We start from the raw sequence: 17353 nt of genomic DNA, 5'->3' as shown, positions 1-17353 counted from the left end.
ATGCGTCTTATCCGACCTACTGGGAGCGCATTTGTAGGCCAGATAAGGCGTTTACGCCGCATCCGGCACCGGCTCAATTCTGCAAAACCGATGACACCAGCAGCTGGGTATACGGATGATGCGGGTCGTCGAGCACGCGGTCGGTTAACCCACTCTCCACCACTTGCCCCTGCTTCATCACCAGCAAACGGTCCGCCAGCAGGCGGGCGACGCCCAGATCGTGGGTGACAATTACCACTGCCAGATTCAGCTCCACCACCAGACCGCGCAGCAGATCGAGCAGGCGTGCCTGTACCGACACATCCAGCCCGCCGGTCGGTTCATCCATAAACACCAGCTTCGGATGCGTCACCAGGTTGCGGGCAATCTGCAAACGCTGCTGCATGCCGCCGGAAAAGGTGGTTGGCAGGTCGTCGATACGGTTGGCGGGAATCTCCACCTCTTCCAGCCACTTCTGCGCGGTGGCGCGAATGTCGCCGTAATGACGCGCCCCGGTTGCCATCAGCCGCTCGCCGATATTGCCGCCTGCCGAGACTTGGCGGCGCAGGCCGTCGAGCGGATGCTGATGCACCACGCCCCATTCGGTGCGCAGCAGGCGACGGCGGTCGGCCTCGCTCATGCCATAGAGGGAACGGTTTTCATAGTGAATCTCCCCCTGCTGCGGCGTCAGGCGCGCGGAGATTGATTTCAGCAGCGTGGTCTTCCCGGAGCCGGATTCCCCGACAATGCCCAGCACTTCCCCCGGCCATAAATCAAAAGAGACATCGCTAAAGCCTTTGCCCGGCGCGTAAAGGTGAGTCAGGTTATTGACCGAAAGTAACGGTTGATTCATTGGCTTTTCGCCTCACTCTGTTGGCGGCAGTAATCGGTATCGGAGCAGACAAACATGCGGTTTCCGGCGTCATCCAGCACCACTTCATCAAGATAGCTGTGGGTCGATCCGCAGATGGCGCACGGCTCATCCCACTGCTGGACGGTGAACGGGTGATCGTCGAAATCGAGGCTTTCCACGCGGGTAAACGGCGGCACCGCATAGATGCGTTTCTCGCGCCCCGCGCCGAACAGCTGCAGGGCGGGCATCATGTCCATTTTCGGGTTATCAAATTTCGGGATCGGCGACGGGTCCATCACGTAGCGCCCGTTTACTTTCACCGGATAGGCGTAGGTAGTGGCGATATGACCGAAGCGGGCGATATCTTCATACAGCTTCACCTGCATCACGCCGTACTCCTCCAGCGCGTGCATGGTGCGGGTTTCCGTTTCGCGCGGCTCGATAAAGCGCAGCGGTTCCGGGATCGGCACCTGGAAAATAATGATCTGATCTTCGGTCAGCGGCGTTTCGGGGATGCGATGGCGCGTCTGGATAAGCGTCGCATCATCCGTGCGTTCGGTGGTGTTCACCCCGGTCACGCGCTTAAAGAAGTTGCGAATCGACACGGCGTTGGTGGTGTCATCCGCGCCCTGGTCAATTACCTTCAACACGTCGCTTTCACCAATCACGCTGGCGGTGAGCTGTATGCCGCCGGTTCCCCAACCGTACGGCATCGGCATCTCGCGCCCGCCAAACGGCACCTGATAACCGGGGATCGCCACCGCTTTTAAGATGGCGCGGCGGATCATGCGTTTGGTCTGCTCGTCGAGGTACGCAAAGTTGTAGCCGCTCAGATTAGCCATGGTTCTGCTCCTGTTGCAGACGTTTGAGTAGCTCCAGTTCGGCCTGGAAATCGACGTAGTGCGGAAGTTTGAGGTGCGAGACAAAGCCTGCGGCTTCGACGTTATCGGCATGCGCCAGCACGAACTCTTCATCCTGCGCCGGGCCTGTCGCGTGCTCGCCGTATTCCGGGGCTTGCAGAGCGCGGTCAACCAGCGCCATTGCCATCGCTTTGCGCTCGCTCATGCCGAACACCAGCCCATAGCCGCGTGTAAAATGCGGCGGCTCATCCGGCGGGTCGATAAAACCGTTGACCATTTCACACTCAGTCATCAGCAGTTCGCCGACGTTCACCGCAAATCCCAGTTCTTCCGGCACAATCGACACGTCGATATAGCCGCTGCGGATTTCGCCTGCGAACGGGTGGTTGCGCCCGTAACCACGCTGGGTGGAGTAGGCCAGCGCCAGCAAATAGCCTTCGTCGCCGCGCATGAGCTGTTGCAGGCGGGAGGAGCGTGAGCAGGGGTAAACCGGCGGCGTGCGGGTGATGTCGTCCGGCTGTGCGCCGCTATCTTCTTCAAACTTCGCCAGCCCCTGACGCGCCAGCAGGCTGAAAACGTGCGGCGACGGCTGTTGTTCGCTGTCGGCGGTGGTTAGCGTCGGCGCTTCACCGTTTGCCAGCAGAGTGAAATCGAGCAGGCGATGGGTGTAGTCGTAGGTTGGGCCAAGCAGCTGGCCGCCGGGAATGTCTTTATAAACCGCTGAAATACGCCGTTCGAGACGCATCTCCGTGGTGTCGAGCGGCTCGCTTACCGCGAGCTTCGCCAGCGTGGTGCGGTAGGCGCGCAACAGGAAAATGGCTTCAACGTTATCGCCGCTGGCCTGTTTCAGCGCCAGTGCCGCCAGTTCGCGGTCGGCAATGCCGCCTTCGGTCATCACGCGATCCACCGCGAGATTAAGCTGCTGTTCAATCTGGGCGACGCTCAGTTCAGGCAAATCAGTATCGCCCCGGCGTCGGCTCTCTTGCAGAGCGTGGGCGGCGTCGATCGCCTTTTCGCCCCCTTTCACGGCAACGTACATCAGCACACCTCCACATGAGTGGTTCGCGGGATAGCCAGCAGGCGCTCGCCGCAGGTCAGAATCAGGTCGATGCCGAGCGGGAACGGGTGCGGGCGCTCGGTGAGTTCGTGCAGAATGCACTCCGGTAGCTGCGGGGCGATCATTCGTTCTTCGGCAATACCCGCGCCGGTGAGACGCAACATGCGCCCGCCGCTCAGGCTGGCGACCTGTAAAATCAGCGTCGCGCCCGCTTCTGGCGCAACGGCTGTGCCGGTGGAAAGGGCGTTGAGCTGTTCGCTGGAAATCGCCTCATCCGTCACCGCGAAGGTCGCCTGTTCCGGTTGATTGACCAGCGGCGCGTTGGTATGAAAACGCAGGCTCTGGCTGACGATATCGTTACTTAATGGCGCGGAAAGCCACACCGGCGTGTCGTTATCGGCCAGCGTGAGCAGCACGCTGGTGGTGGCGATATTCAGCGGCTGCCAGCCGCGTTTGAGCTGATGCAGGGCGACAATCACGCCCGGCTCGCTCATGGCCTTTAACAGGCGACGAAAACTGTGCTGGGCATCCTGCACAGGAAGCATAAAAGCGGTTTCCAGGGTCATGCGTTGTCTCCGCGAACCATCGTAAAGAAGTCGACCCGGCTGGCGTTCACTTCGGCCTGGCGTGCGGCAATGCGTGCCATACGGTCAGCGTCCAGCGGGGCAATAAGGGTTTCTGATAAGTTTTGAAAGTGGCGAGATTGCTGCATCAGCGCGTCAATCAGCGCGCAGCGTTCGGCATGCTGTTTATCACGCCCCAGCACCCAGCTGTAGCCGAGCGTGCCGTCAGTCAGGCGCACGGCGGCGCGGGTGAGCGTGGCGTCGCCAGCAAAAAAGCGTTCGCCGGTGCCGCCCATCCGCGCCTGAATCTGCACCAGGCCGGTTTCAGCGGCGCGAATCACTTCATAGTCGGCGGTGATGTTCAGCGCTTTCAGGCGGGCTGCCAGTTCAGCCGGTTGGCTGTGCGCCAGCACGGACATCCAGTGCTGGTGGGTCGCGGTATCTGCGTGCATTCAGTGCTCCATGGTGAATTCAATCATGTCGGCGCGCGTCAGGCTGACGGAGTACTCCGCCGGGCTGCTTTCACCGTCACGGTGGTTAAGGGTGCGCACGCACAGCAGCGGCGACATATTCGGGATTTCAAGACGCTGGCACTCTTTGGCCTGGGCGCGGCGGGCGCTGATCCGCGTCTGGCTGCGGCGCAGCGCAATCCCCGTTTGCTCGCGCAGAAAATCGTGCAGCGAGCCGCTGTCGAAGCGTTGCAGCGTCGGCCAGAGGGTGAGGTCCGCAAAGTAGTGGTCGATTAAACAGAGCGCGACGCCGTTGACCCGACGCAGGGTGCGCAGGTGGATGACGTTCTCCCCCTCGGTTATCCCCAGCGCGTCAGCGACGTGACCGGAGGCGGGGCGCAGCACCGACAGCAGTTTTTCGCTGGTGGGGTGGCTGCCCTGGTCCAGCAGGTTCTGGCTAAAACGCGCCTGGGCGTTGAGCGGGTAATCGAACGGGCGCATCAGCACCAGCACGCCGACGCCCTGACGGCGCTGTACCCAGCCTTTCTCCACCAGTTGGTCGATGGCGCGGCGCAAGGTGTGGCGGTTCACCTCAAAGCGTGCCGCCAGTTGCTGCTCCGCGGGGAGATAGTCACCGCAGCGGTAGTGTTGACGAAGCTCCTGCTCAAGTTTTGCGGCTATCTCCTGATAGCGTGTCGGGTAGCTGGTCGGATGTGTAGACAAGTGCATAGATATCAATGCCTCGCTAATCAGATAAAGTGCTTACGCAACCGTTGAGAGAGGAAATCCAGCAGGCTGACCGTGACGATAATCAGCACCATCAGGGCGCAGGTTTGCTGGAACTGGAAACCGCGAATCGCTTCCCACAGCGTGACGCCGATCCCGCCCGCGCCGACCATGCCGACGACGGTCGCCGAGCGGACGTTGGATTCGAAGCGATAGAGGGAGTAGGAAATCAGCAGTGGCATCACCTGTGGCAGTACGCCGTAGAGGATCTCTTCGAGCTTGTTGGCGCCAGTGGCGCGAATGCCTTCCACCGGGCCGGGTTCAATCGCTTCCACTGCTTCGGAAAGCAGTTTGGAGAGCACGCCGGTGGTGTGGATAAACAGCGCCAGCACGCCAGCGAACGGACCGAGGCCGACGGCGACCACGAACAGCATGGCGAAGACCATTTCGTTAATGGCGCGGCAGGCGTCCATCAGGCGGCGCGTGGGCTGGTAAACCCACCAGGGCACCAGATTTTCGGCGCTCATCAGACCGAAGGGAATGGAGAGAATGATGGCCAGCGCAGTTCCCCAGACGGCGATTTGCAGCGTGACGGCCATTTCGGTGAGGTAATCCTGCCACTGGCTGAAATCGGGCGGGAAGAAGTCGGCGGCGAAAGTCGCCATGTTGCCGCCATCTTTAATCAGCGTGAGCGGGGCCATTTCCGCGCCCTGCCACGAGACGACCAGCACGGCGAGAACAACGGCCCAGCTCAGAAGCGAGAACCAGCTGCGCTTGGGTGGGGCGATGGTGATGGTTTGCATGTTTGGCTCCGGTTTGTAGGCCAGATAAGGTGCTTGCACCGCATCCGGCATCAACGTCTGCACATTGTCGGATGCGACGCTGGGGCGTCTTATCCGACTTACGATTTACTGCACCGCTTTACTCACCGAACTCATCGCGCTTAACGCGTTGTTCAGGCGGTCCAGGTCATCCAGCTGGGCCTGAATCTCGGTGGTTTTTGCCAGCTTGTCCTGCTCATTCAACCCTTTATTGCCTTTCACGCTTTGCATCTCTTTAAACAGCGCGAGCTGGCGAATCGGCACCAGTTGCAGGTCGCTGGAGGCGCGAAACGGTGCCCAGCCCAGGCGCTCCAGCACCGCTTTCTCTTCCGGCGTTTTGCCGTAATTCATAAAGAAGTCGTAGATCTTGTCTTTGGTGGTTTCGGAAAGATTTTTGCGCCAGACGATCGGATCGCCTGGGATCAGTGGCGACTTCCAGATCACTTTCAGTTCTTTCAGCTTCTCTGGCGCGGAGGTTTTCAGCTTGTCGAGGTTTTCGGTATTGTTGGTGGCAACATCCACCTGCTTGTTGGCGACGGCCAGCGCGTTGGTTTCATGCCCGGCGTTGACGGTGCGCTTGAAGTCGCTGGCGGAGATATTGTTTTTGGCGAAGACGTAGTAACCGGGGACGAGGAAGCCGGAGGTAGAGTTAGGATCGCCATTGCCGAAGGTGAGATCTTTCCGCTTCGCCAGCAGATCGTTCAGGTTGTTGATCGGGCTATCTTTGTTGACGATCAATACGCTCCAGTAACCCGGCGATCCATCCGCCGCGACCGTCTGGGCGAAGACCTGACCGTTGGCGCGATCCACCGCTTCCATTGCCGACAGGTTGCCGTACCAGGCGATATCCACTTTGTTGAAGCGCATTCCCTGGATAATGCCTGCGTAATCTGGGGCAAAGAAGGCGTTGACCTTCACGCCCAGCTTCTTCTCCATATCCTGTAAGAATGGCGTCCATTGCGGTTTCAGGTTTTGCTGTGATTCCGTTGAAATAATGCCGAAATTCAGCGCCTTTTCCTGCTCTTCGGCGTGCGCCGGGCTTAACAGGGTGCTGAGGCTGAACATGCTGGTGAAGGCCAGCGAGGCAATTATCTTAGCGTTCATTCGTTTTCCTCAATGATGGGGATGTCAGGCAGCTTTCGCGTTCTCTTCGATGCGATTAATGCTGCGGTAGAGATGGTCAAAACGTTCGTTATCAAACTGTTGGCTGCTGCCGTCGTAGAAGACGTGCCCCTGGCGCAGGGCGACGATGCGTTCGCAGTAGCGCAGGGCGTAATCCACCTGATGCAGCGTGACGACCACGGTGATGCCGTCGTTCTGGTTGATGTCGCGCAGTGTGTCCATCACGATGCGCGCTGATTCCGGGTCCAGCGAGGCGATCGGTTCGTCCGCCAGAATTACCTTCGCCTGCTGCATCAGCGCACGGGCAATCGCCACACGTTGCTGCTGGCCGCCGGAGAGGGTGGAAACGCGCTGATGAGCAAAGTGCACCATGCCAACGCGGGTCAGCGCCTGTAACGCGTGCTGTTTCTGCTCGCCGGTGAACCAGCTAAAACAGGTGCGCCAGAACGGCGTGCTGCCGAGCGCGCCAATCAGCACGTTCTCCAGTACGCTCAGGCGATTCACCAGGTTGAATTGTTGGAAGATGTAGCCGGTATGGGCGCGGCTTTTGCGGATATCGCGCGCCAGACGGCCTTCGCGCTGGACAGTGCGGCCCAGCAGCTCGATATGGCTACCGACAGATTTATCGCCGGTAATCAAACCGCTTAAGTGACGTAAAAGGGTGGATTTGCCGGAACCCGACGGCCCAAGCAGAGCCACCATTTCACCATGATGAATATTCAGATCAACCGCGTGCAGCGCCTGATGCTGATTGAAGGTTTTGGCGAGCTTCTCGACACGGATAATCGTTTGCATGATGCAGCCTCCCTAAAAAAGTGGCTCCATCGTGGCGGATTATTGTGACGATTTGGTTAATTAAAAGTGACTAACAGATGAAGAGTTAACGGGAATTCGATGACAGTGCGGGAGGGCGGGCCTCCCGGCGGGTTATTGCGTTGGTTGTTGTTTGACGACATTAATCATCCACGGTACGCCAAATTTATCGGTGACTTTGCCGAAGCCATGCGCCCAGAAGGTTTCCTGCCAGTCCATTTCGATTTTTCCGTTAGCTGCAAGGTTATCAAACCAGCGTTTTCCTTCTTCGACCTGTTGCGAATCGAGCACCAGCGTAAAGCCGGAGTAGCTGGCTTTTCCTGACGGCATGGCATCGCTCATCATGATATCGCTTCCGGCAATACGCACGTTAGCATGGGCGATGGCGGTATCGGGAAATTGCAACCCGGAAGGGCAGCCTTCGGCGCTGTCCTGCGCTGATTTCGGCATTTCGCCGAAGCTGATTTTATAGAGCAGTTCCGCGCCCAATGTGCGTTGATAATAAGCAATTGCGTCGGCACAGTTACCGGCAAAAGAGAGGTAGGGACTTAACGGCATGATGGTGACCTCAGTTAAGAGAAGCCAGTTAAGTGTAGTTCGAAATTTGTACAGATGAGAGGCGGCCTGATAAGACGCGCGAGCGTCGCATCAGGCAGTCGCACTGTTGCCGGATGCGGCGTGAACGCCTTATCCGGCCTACGGATGGTGCGGGTGTGCGGGAATTTGTAGGCCTGATAAGACGCGCAAGCGTCGCATCAGGCAGTCGGCACCGTTGCCGGATGCGGCGCGAGCGCTTTATCCGGCCTACCGATCATGTGCCAACATTACATTGAGCAATACAATCAGTTCTTTTTCACGAACTCAGATTTCAGTTTCATCGGACCAAAACCGTCGATTTTGCAATCGATGTTATGGTCGCCTTCAACCAGGCGGATGTTTTTCACTTTGGTGCCGATCTTCAGCATCGAAGAGCTACCTTTCACCTTCAGATCTTTAATGATGGTAACGCTGTCGCCGTCAGCCAGCAGGTTGCCGTTAGCATCTTTAACGATCAGCTCGTCACTTTCCTGCGCAGGTTCTGCGTCGTTCCATTCGTAGGCGCATTCCGGGCAGATGTACATGCCGTTATCTTCGTAAGTGTATTCGGAGTTGCATTTTGGGCAGTGTGGTAATGACATGTGGATTTCCTCAAAAGTCAGCGGGGCAAAAGCGCCAAAAAACGGCAGATTGCCGAAAAAGGCCGCAATTATACACAAAATCCCTGAGTTTGTCGGGGGTACTGCTGATTTTAGACGACGATCGTTTTCATTTGAAAGAGAAGGCAAAAAGAAAATAATCTTTTTGCCTCAGTTTATTATTTGAGATAAGGTTAACTTTATTCTTGTTCTTTTTTTTATTTAATTGTTTTCTATCTTTCTGACTTTTAAACGTGTCGGAAGAGACGTCGTCATTCTAATAAAAACAACAAATTAAATATAAATTATTTCCCGCAGTAATTATAAAAGCCGAAAACAGAACTAAAAAACGATCTGGCTAAATAAAAGTAATAAAATTTGCTTTAAGGAAGAACTTTCCATGTGCACACAGACAATATATGAGTTAAGTCAGGAGGCGGAACGTCTGTTACTGCTTTCCCGACAACAGTTGCAGTTACTGGAAAAAATGCCTCTCGCTGTACCTGGAGAAGTGGCGCCGCCTCTGACTTTACCCTGGAGTCAGCATAATATCGTCGAGCGCCACGCGATGCTGAATAATGAGCTGCGTAAAATTTCCCGTCTGGAAATGGTGCTGGCGATTGTCGGCACAATGAAAGCAGGGAAATCAACCACCATTAATGCCATTGTTGGCACTGAAGTTCTTCCTAATCGCAATCGCCCTATGACTGCGCTGCCAACGCTTATTCGCCATACACCGGGGCAAAAAGAACCCGTACTGCATTTTTCACATGTCGCGCCAATTGACCGTTTAATCCAACAATTACAACAACGCCTGCGTGATTACGATATTAAGCATCTGACCGATCTGCTGGAAATAGATAAAGATATGCGTGCACTTATGCAGCGGATCGAAAATGGCGTCGCTTTCGAAAAATATTACCTGGGCGCCCAGCCTATTTTTCATTGTCTGAAAAGTTTGAATGATTTGGTGCGCATGGCGAAAGCGCTGGACGTTGATTTTCCTTTTTCTGCTTACGCCGCCATTGAACATATTCCGGTGATTGAAGTGGAGTTCGTCCATCTGGCGGGGCTGGAAAGTTATCCGGGGCAGTTAACATTACTGGATACTCCCGGGCCAAACGAAGCCGGACAACCACATCTGCAACAAATGCTTAATGAGCAGCTGGCGCGCGCTTCTGCGGTGCTGGCGGTGATGGATTATACGCAACTGAAATCGATCTCCGATGAAGAGGTGCGTGCGGCGGTTATGGCCGTCGGCAAGTCAGTACCGCTGTATGTATTGGTCAATAAATTCGATCAGCAGGATCGTAACAGCGACGATGCCGAACAGGTGCGGGCGCTGATTTCCGGGACGTTGATGAAAGGCTGTGTTACGCCAGGGCAGATATTTCCGGTATCGTCGATGTGGGGCTATCTGGCGAATCGGGCGCGCCATGAGTTAGCCAGCAGTGGCAGGTTGCCCGATCCTCAACAGCAACGCTGGGTGGAGGATTTTGCTCATGCGGCGCTCGGTAGGCGCTGGTGTAACGCGGATCTGGAGGATATCGACCATATTCGCCATGCAGTTGAGCAATTGTGGGAAGACTCGTTATTTGAACAGCCGGTGCAGGCGTTGCTTCATGCCGCGTATGCCAACGCGTCGTTGTACGCTCTGCGTTCTGCCTCGCATAAATTGTTGAATTACGCCCAGCAGGCGCGGGAGTACCTTGATTTTCGCGCCCACGGCCTGACTGTCGCCTGCGAGCTATTGCGGCAAAATATCCACCAACTCGAAGAAAATTTGCTGCTATTGCAACTCAATCAGACGCAGGTGAGCGGTGAGATTCAACATGAAATAGAGCTGGCCCTGACATCAGCCAACGACTTTTTGCGTCAGCAGCAAGAGCAGGTGAATGCCCAGTTAGCCGTGCTGTTTCAACATGATTCGTGGCCATTAAGCGAGATTCGTACTCGCTGCGAGACACTGTTACAGACGGCACAGACCCAAATCAGCCGGGATTTCACGCTGCGTTTTGCTGAACTGGAATCAACCCTTTGCCGGGTACTAACCGATGTTATTCGTCCCATTGAACAACAGGTTAAAGTGGCATTGAGTGAGTCTGGGTTTCGCCCTGGATTTGAGTTTCCTGTTTTTCGCAGCGTGGTTCCCCACTTCAATACTCGCCAGCTATTCAGCGATGCAATATCACTCCAGGAAATAGCGGATGAGCAGGTCACCCGTTTAGGTATTGTACGTGAGACTTTCTCGCGCTGGTTGAATCAACCAGACTGGGGACGGAGTAGTGATAAATCCCCGACGAAGACCGTTGATTACAGTGTGCTACAACGTACGTTAACCGAAGAAATTGACCTCTATTGCCAACAAATGGCTAAAGTTTTAGCGGTTCAGGTCGATGATTCTGTCACGGCAGGAATGAGCACATTTTTCGCTGATTTCGCTGTATGTTTGACGGAATTACACACGCGTTTACGCGAAAGTCTGGCTTTGCGACAGCAAAATGAATCCGTGGTGAAAATTATGCAGCAGCAATTGCAGCAGACTGCAACAACGCACGGCTGGATTTATACGGACTCTCAGTTGCTACGCGATGATATTCAAACTCTTTTCACGGCAGAACAGTATTGACAAAGACGTTACTGGACGGCCCCGGTCGCGTGCTGGAGTCGGTTCATCCCCGCTTTTTAGTGGATCTGGCGCTGGGCGATGATACCCGCCATCCGCAAGCCCATCAGCAGCAGTTTCGCGAACGGCTGATGCAGGAGATCCTTGCTCGCACACAGCTTCAGATGTGGGCGAATGCCGGAATGTTAAATGCGCCGCTTAGTCTACGCCTGGCATTGGTGGAAAAATTGGCGGCAATGCTTGACCCCGGTCATCTGGCGTTGACACAGATCGCACAATATCTGGCGTTACTGCAAAAAAGGGATCTCCGCCCACAATCCGCTTTCCCGGAACTCCAGCAGCAAATTACTGCTTTATATGAGTGGTTTTCAGCCCGTTGTCACTGGAAGGAAAAAGCCTTAACGCAACGAGGGTTGCTGGTGCAGGCGGGCGAACAGAGCGAGCAAATTTTTACTCGCTGGCGTGCCGGTGCGTATGACAGTTGGTCGCTGCCTGGACGTGGTTTCATCGTTCTGGAAGAACTGCGTTGGGGGGCGTTTGGCGATGCCTGCCGTCTGGGAAGTCCGCAAGCGGCAGCGTTGTTGCTTGATGATTTGCGCGTGAAAGCGACGCAATATCTGGCTGAAAGTATCAACGCGGCACCGACTACTCGTCATTATTACCACCAATGGTTCACATCACCCACAGCTCTAAGCGGTGGGGAGCATGCTGATTTTTTAGGTTGGTTGGGTAAGTGGTCCGATGCAGATAAACAGCCCGTTTGCTGGTCGGTGACCCAACGTTGGCAAACTGTCGCGGTAGGGATGCCACGGCTCTGTTCAGCACAACGTCTGGTGGAGGCCATGGTCGAGGAAATCTTCTCTGTAAATTGCGTGTAAATAATTAGTTACATTGATGGGTGTTTAACGAAATCCATGTGTGAAGTTGATCACAAATTTAAACGCTGGTAGGGTAAAAAGGTCATTAACTGCCCAATTCAGGCGTCAACTGGTTTGGTTGTACAATTCTTAATCGGAACGTGTAAGTAAACCCGCTACGCTTGTTACAGAGATTGCACCCTGCAATTCCCGCTTCCCTTTTGCGGGCGCCACGTTATTTGCCTGACGTGTGCGGAAATGGGCTTACTCTGCGAGGAAAGCTATGCTGAAAAGGAAAAAAGTAAAACCGATTACCCTTCGTGACGTCACTATTATTGATGACGGTAAACTGCGCAAAGCCATTACCGCAGCATCGCTGGGTAATGCAATGGAATGGTTCGATTTTGGTGTTTATGGTTTTGTTGCCTACGCATTAGGTAAGGTCTTTTTCCCGGGGGCTGACCCCAGCGTGCAGATGGTTGCTGCACTTGCCACCTTCTCCGTTCCCTTTCTGATTCGACCGCTTGGCGGGCTCTTCTTCGGTATGTTGGGCGATAAATATGGTCGCCAGAAGATCCTTGCGATCACCATTGTGATTATGTCGATCAGTACGTTCTGTATTGGCTTAATACCGTCCTACGCCTCTATTGGTATTTGGGCACCGATTCTGTTGTTGATCTGTAAGATGGCGCAAGGATTCTCGGTAGGGGGCGAATATACCGGGGCGTCGATATTTGTTGCGGAATACTCCCCTGACCGTAAACGCGGCTTTATGGGCAGTTGGCTGGATTTCGGTTCTATTGCCGGGTTTGTGCTGGGTGCGGGCGTGGTGGTGTTAATTTCGACCATCGTCGGTGAAGAAAACTTCCTCGACTGGGGCTGGCGTATTCCGTTCTTTATCGCTCTGCCTCTAGGGATTATCGGGCTTTACTTGCGCCATGCGCTGGAAGAGACGCCAGCTTTCCAGCAACATGTTGAGAAACTGGAGCAGGGCGACCGGGAAGGTTTGCAGGATGGTCCGAAAGTCTCGTTTAAAGAGATTGCCACCAAACACTGGCGCAGTTTGTTGACGTGTATTGGCCTGGTGATTGCCACCAACGTCACTTACTACATGCTGCTGACCTATATGCCGAGTTATTTGTCGCATAACCTGCACTACTCCGAAGACCACGGAGTGCTGATTATTATCGCCATTATGATTGGTATGCTGTTTGTGCAACCGGTGATGGGGCTGCTTAGTGACCGTTTTGGCCGTCGTCCGTTTGTGATCCTCGGCAGTGTTGCGCTGTTTGCGCTGGCGATCCCGGCGTTCATCCTGATTAACAGTAATATCATCGGCCTGATTTTCGCTGGGTTGTTGATGCTGGCAGTGATCCTTAACTGCTTTACGGGTGTTATGGCCTCAACGCTGCCAGCGATGTTCCCGACGCATATCCGTTACAGTGCACTGGCGGCGGCATTTAATATTTCGGTGCTGATTGCTGGTCTGACGCCAACACTGGCGGCCTGGCTGGTCGAAAGCTCGCAGAATCTGATGATGCCTGCCTATTACCTGATGGTCGTGGCGGTGGTTGGTTTAATCACCGGCGTAACCATGAAAGAGACGGCGAATCAGCCATTGAAAGGTGCGACGCCAGCGGCGTCAGATTTACAGGAAGCGAAAGAAATTCTTGTCGAGCATTACGATAATATTGAGCAAAAAATCGAGGATATTGACCACGAGATTGCCGATTTGCAGGCGAAACGTTCTCGCCTGGTGCAGCAACATCCGCGTATTGATGAGTAATCTGAAATGGATGGCTTGATGCGACGCTGTCTTATCAGGCCTACAACCGAACTCTTAAGGTTCACTTAATCTCTGGCGCGCATACTCTCCTCCAGGTTAACGGAGGAGAGTGCAATGAAAAACCGTATTTATGAACGTTTAACTACCGTGTTCAGCGTGCTGGTAGTCAGCAGCTTTCTCTATATCTGGTTTGCCACGTACTGATCTTTCTTCAGCCGTACCCAGGCACGCGTGCCGGAGGTTTCTTCCCGGTTTTGCAGGAAAAACTGCCCGTGATGCAACTGCGTGATGCGGCTGACAATACTTAATCCCAGACCAATTCCGCCATAACGGCTGTCCATTCGTACAAACGCTTTGCTTAACTCCCCGCATTTACTCTCATCAATACCCGGCCCTTCATCTTCAACCGCCATTACCGCACCGCCATCTTCTTGCAGCTTAATCATAATGTTGCTGCCTTGTGGGCTGTAACGATGGGCGTTTTCTACCAGGTTTCGCAATAACATCCGCAGCAGGGTTGCATCACCCTGAACGGTGATGTCGGCGGCGATCTCTGGCAACAGCAAGGTTTGCTGACGCTGGTCGAGCATGGTACTTAACTCGTCATACGAGGGCAGAATCACATCTTCCAGCAGTTTTACATGCTGATAATTACCGGATGAAAATGACTGACCCGCACGCGCCAGTTGTAACAACTGGGAGACGCTCTCCATCATCTGATCAAGCCGCGCCACTAACGGCGCTACATCAATGTGATGCGTTTTCGCCAGCAACTCCAGATGCAAACGTACCCCCGCCAGCGGCGTTCGCAGTTCGTGAGCGACGTCAGCGGTAAACAAGCGTTCGTTATCCAGCGTGCTGGTCAGGCGAGATACCAGATCGTTCAAAGCCGAAACCACCGATTCTATTTCGAGGGTGGCACTGTGAATGGCAATGGGCGTTAAGTTGTCGGCGGTGCGCGCTTCCAGCTCTTTTTGCAACTCCGCCAGCGGACGGGTGATGCGCCGTACCGCTTGATAGCAGATAAATAGCGTCAGGCTGACCATAAACACGCCGGGGACAATCAGGCTGGCGACCGCCTCGCGGATCTCACGCATGATGTGGCGGTCGTTGTTGCGATTGTCGCGTAACGCCTGCTCAAATAGCTGAATCTGCTCGGTACTTTCATGCCATAGCCAGAAGACGCTGATCAGCTCAAACACCAGCAAAATGGCCCCGATGGTCAATATTAGCCGCTGGCGTAGCGATATTGGACGACGCAGAAAACGCATCAGATTCAATTAGTTCTCCTCATTTAAGACCAGCATATAGCCAAAACCGCGTACGGTACGGATGCGCGACTTACCCACTTTATCGCGCAGGTTGTGGATATGCACTTCCAGGGTGTTAGTCGAGGGTTCGTTGTCCCAGTTATAGATGTCGTTGTAGAGAATTTCCCGATGCACGGGGCTGCCTGCCTTGAGCATCAACCGTGACAGCAGAGCATATTCTTTCGGCGTCAGAATCAGTTCTTCACCGCCCATCCATACCTGACGGCGACCCATATTCAGCGTCAGGTTGCCAACAATCAACTCGCTTTCGCCCTGATTATTATGGCGTCGCAGCAGGGCGCGAATGCGGGCGTGTAACTCTTCCAGCGCAAAAGGCTTCACCAGATAGTCGTCAGCCCCGACATCCAGCCCGGCGATTTTGTCGGTCAGAGTGTCGCGGGCGGTGAGGATCAGCACCGGCAGGGTGTATTTTTTCTGCCGGATGCGGGCGAGAAAATGCAGCCCGTCTTCGTCGGGTAACCCTAAATCCAGTACCACCAGGCTGTAATGACCGGCTTCAAGGCTTTGTTCCGCCATCCGTGCGGTCGTGACGCCGTCGCAGGCGTAACCTTCCGTTTGCGCCGCCAGAATCAATCCCTGCAATAACAGTGTATCGTCTTCAACAATTAGAATTTTCATTCAGTCGTTCTCCTGCAAGTTTGCAGAATATCATCCGCAGCCTGGTAATACTTCGTCTCAACGCCGGTTAATCCCAACAGCGTTGAGAATAAATTGTCTTGTGAATAGTGCTGCGTTTGCGCCTGTTTTTGCAGGCAATTCTGGTCAACCTGATACCGCTTTTGATAATCCTCCGACAGCCACAGCAGCATTGGCACCTGTTTTTGGCTATCCGGGGCGATGGCATAAGGCAGGCCGTGCAGATAGATGCCATTTTCACCTAACGATTCACCGTGATCAGAAAGATAAACCAGGCTGGTGGTAAATTTATCCTGATGTTCTTTCAGCAGATTAATCGCTTTATCAACAATATAGTCGACGTAGACTAGCGTGTTGTCGTAAGTGTTCACCAGTTGTTCTTTCGTGCAGGTTTGGATCTCGTTGGTGTCGCAAGTAGGGGTAAATTTCCTGAACTGCGGCGGATAACGGTTGTAATAGGTCGGGCCGTGGCTGCCGATGGTGTGTAATACAATCACGCCATCTCCCTGCAGGTTATTGATGTACTCTTCCAGCCCGTGGAACAGCACTTCGTCATAGCATTCGCCGTTGATGCACTGACCAGGCAAGTTCAGCGCAGTGACGTTCTGGTGAGGCACGCGGTCGCAGACGCCTTTGCAGCCGCCATCGTTGTCATTCCAAAGCACGTTGATACCCGCCCGCTGAATGATATCCAGCACGCCTTCCTGGTGTTGTGCCAGCTCTTCTTTGTAATGCTCGCGCGGCATATCCGAGAACATGCACGGTACAGAAACAGCCGTTGCTGTGCCGCAAGACGCAGTATTTGGGAAATAGACCACGTTATCTTTCGCCAGCCGCGGGTTAGTTTCACGCGGGTAGCCGTTGAGCGAGAAGTTTTCCGCCCGTGAAGTTTCACCGACGATCAAAATGGTCAGGTTTTTCCGATCTCCATTTTGCATTAACGGGTTGCGGCGAGCATCCTCACCAATGCGTACCAGCGGCAGATTCGCCAGTCGTTGATGAGAATACCATGACCAGCTGGCAACAATGCTGTTAGACGGGCTTAAGGATTTCACCAGCTCTTTGTTGTTGCGAAACAGCGAGGCGTAGTCTTTATAAAATAGTGCGGCGACCAGCACAATCAGCAGTATAGAAATCAGGATGCTGGCTCCGCGGAAAAGAACACTGCGCAGGCGCGAGGTGGCAGGTTTGATTTTTATCCAGCAGGCAATCAGCGCGGCAAGTACGCCGCTTAACCCTAGCGTTAATAACATCCGCGGCGTCATCAACGCATAACTTTCCGCCGCTGTGGTATCCATAATATTGGCAATCATTGAACGGTCGATGACGATGCCATAAGTCATGATGAAATATTGCGCTGATGCGCCGACAAGAATAAACAGACATGCCAGCGGGCGATTAAGCCATAAGAAAGAGCTTAGTGTCAGGACAATATTAATCACGCTGAAGGCGACGACCGGCATCGACAAGAAAACCAGCACGTTATGCAGTGAATCCAGCGGTAACGCCTGTAATACCTGTTTAAAAAAGGCAATATTCAGGCAGATAGAGATATAAAAAGAGGCCAGCAATAGCCAGGCGAGTAAATTCAAAGAGGGTCTTTTTAGAAGGCGCTTCAACATCACGGTGTTTCCATCGAACAAAGTGCGCGTATGTTCGCAAAGCAAAGTTAAGCCAACCTTAAGTTCTTAAGGTTGGC

The 17353-nt window shown here is 54.2% G+C and carries 18 protein-coding genes; 4 read left to right on the top strand and 14 right to left on the bottom strand.

What is annotated here, in order from left to right:
* Positions 1-73: 73 nt before the first annotated feature.
* From phnK to FEK66_RS05165, 11 genes are all read right to left on the bottom strand, one after another.
* Positions 74-832, bottom strand: coding sequence for a phosphonate C-P lyase system protein PhnK (phnK, locus tag FEK66_RS05215; RefSeq protein ID WP_001075518.1), 759 nt, complete (start codon positions 830-832; stop codon positions 74-76).
* A complete protein-coding gene (phnJ, locus tag FEK66_RS05210) occupies positions 829-1674 on the bottom strand; it encodes an alpha-D-ribose 1-methylphosphonate 5-phosphate C-P-lyase PhnJ (RefSeq protein ID WP_000002284.1) in 846 nt (281 codons plus the stop codon). The genes phnK and phnJ overlap by 4 nt, the downstream gene beginning before the upstream one ends.
* Positions 1667-2731, bottom strand: a complete 1065-nt coding sequence (gene phnI / locus FEK66_RS05205; RefSeq protein ID WP_001298870.1) for an alpha-D-ribose 1-methylphosphonate 5-triphosphate synthase subunit PhnI — start codon at positions 2729-2731, stop codon at positions 1667-1669. Before phnI ends, phnJ begins: the two co-directional genes overlap by 8 nt.
* Positions 2731-3315, bottom strand: coding sequence for a phosphonate C-P lyase system protein PhnH (phnH, locus tag FEK66_RS05200; RefSeq protein ID WP_089574897.1), 585 nt, complete (start codon positions 3313-3315; stop codon positions 2731-2733). Before phnH ends, phnI begins: the two co-directional genes overlap by 1 nt.
* Positions 3312-3764, bottom strand: coding sequence for a phosphonate C-P lyase system protein PhnG (gene phnG, locus FEK66_RS05195; protein ID WP_135495144.1), 453 nt, complete (start codon positions 3762-3764; stop codon positions 3312-3314). The genes phnH and phnG overlap by 4 nt, the downstream gene beginning before the upstream one ends.
* Complete coding sequence (phnF, locus tag FEK66_RS05190) at positions 3765-4490, bottom strand: phosphonate metabolism transcriptional regulator PhnF (RefSeq protein WP_001295387.1); 726 nt, start codon at positions 4488-4490, stop codon at positions 3765-3767.
* A 20-nt stretch (positions 4491-4510) separates the two neighbouring features.
* On the bottom strand, positions 4511-5290 hold the full coding sequence (gene phnE / locus FEK66_RS05185; RefSeq protein WP_135410848.1) for a phosphonate ABC transporter, permease protein PhnE: 780 nt from the start codon (positions 5288-5290) through the stop codon (positions 4511-4513).
* Between the two features lie 105 nt (positions 5291-5395).
* Complete coding sequence (gene phnD / locus FEK66_RS05180; protein WP_085008099.1) at positions 5396-6412, bottom strand: phosphonate ABC transporter substrate-binding protein; 1017 nt, start codon at positions 6410-6412, stop codon at positions 5396-5398.
* A gap of 24 nt (positions 6413-6436) precedes the next feature.
* On the bottom strand, positions 6437-7225 hold the full coding sequence (gene phnC, locus FEK66_RS05175; RefSeq protein ID WP_135495143.1) for a phosphonate ABC transporter ATP-binding protein: 789 nt from the start codon (positions 7223-7225) through the stop codon (positions 6437-6439).
* Between the two features lie 132 nt (positions 7226-7357).
* Positions 7358-7801 (bottom strand): VOC family metalloprotein YjdN, encoded by a 444-nt coding sequence (gene yjdN, locus FEK66_RS05170; protein ID WP_130205897.1) that lies wholly within the window; start codon positions 7799-7801, stop codon positions 7358-7360.
* A 284-nt stretch (positions 7802-8085) separates the two neighbouring features.
* On the bottom strand, positions 8086-8421 hold the full coding sequence (locus FEK66_RS05165) for a zinc ribbon domain-containing protein YjdM (RefSeq protein WP_001300891.1): 336 nt from the start codon (positions 8419-8421) through the stop codon (positions 8086-8088).
* 397 nt (positions 8422-8818) lie between these two features.
* On the opposite strand from FEK66_RS05165, the gene crfC reads away from it, so the two are divergent.
* The 4 genes from crfC (at position 8819) to pmrR (ending at position 13891) form a co-directional block, all read left to right on the top strand.
* Positions 8819-11047 carry a clamp-binding protein CrfC gene (crfC, locus tag FEK66_RS05160; protein ID WP_135495142.1) on the top strand — a complete coding sequence of 743 codons (2229 nt, stop codon included), beginning with the start codon at positions 8819-8821 and terminating at the stop codon, positions 11045-11047.
* Positions 11044-11922 (top strand): diguanylate cyclase regulator RdcB family protein, encoded by an 879-nt coding sequence (locus tag FEK66_RS05155; protein WP_138211421.1) that lies wholly within the window; start codon positions 11044-11046, stop codon positions 11920-11922. The genes crfC and FEK66_RS05155 overlap by 4 nt, the downstream gene beginning before the upstream one ends.
* Positions 11923-12184: 262 nt before the next feature.
* Positions 12185-13687 (top strand): glycine betaine/L-proline transporter ProP, encoded by a 1503-nt coding sequence (gene proP, locus FEK66_RS05150; RefSeq protein ID WP_130205905.1) that lies wholly within the window; start codon positions 12185-12187, stop codon positions 13685-13687.
* Between the two features lie 114 nt (positions 13688-13801).
* The gene (pmrR, locus tag FEK66_RS05145) at positions 13802-13891 is read left to right on the top strand and encodes an LpxT activity modulator PmrR (RefSeq protein ID WP_074399408.1); all 90 of its coding nucleotides are present in this window, start codon (positions 13802-13804) and stop codon (positions 13889-13891) included.
* Here pmrR and pmrB read toward each other — a convergent pair.
* The 3 genes from pmrB to eptA are packed head-to-tail and all read right to left on the bottom strand — an operon-like array spanning position 13867 to position 17276.
* Positions 13867-14967, bottom strand: coding sequence for a two-component system sensor histidine kinase PmrB (gene pmrB / locus FEK66_RS05140; RefSeq protein ID WP_171023565.1), 1101 nt, complete (start codon positions 14965-14967; stop codon positions 13867-13869). The genes pmrR and pmrB overlap by 25 nt on opposite strands.
* On the bottom strand, positions 14968-15636 hold the full coding sequence (basR, locus tag FEK66_RS05135) for a two-component system response regulator BasR (protein ID WP_130205907.1): 669 nt from the start codon (positions 15634-15636) through the stop codon (positions 14968-14970).
* On the bottom strand, positions 15633-17276 hold the full coding sequence (eptA, locus tag FEK66_RS05130; protein ID WP_130205909.1) for a phosphoethanolamine transferase EptA: 1644 nt from the start codon (positions 17274-17276) through the stop codon (positions 15633-15635). Before eptA ends, basR begins: the two co-directional genes overlap by 4 nt.
* Positions 17277-17353: the final 77 nt, after the last annotated feature.

The organism is Escherichia sp. E1130, from assembly GCF_005781065.1.
GTDB lineage: Bacteria > Pseudomonadota > Gammaproteobacteria > Enterobacterales > Enterobacteriaceae > Escherichia.
The sequence above is the reverse complement of the archived record's forward strand: the minus strand, read 5'-3'. Positions and strand labels throughout refer to the sequence as shown.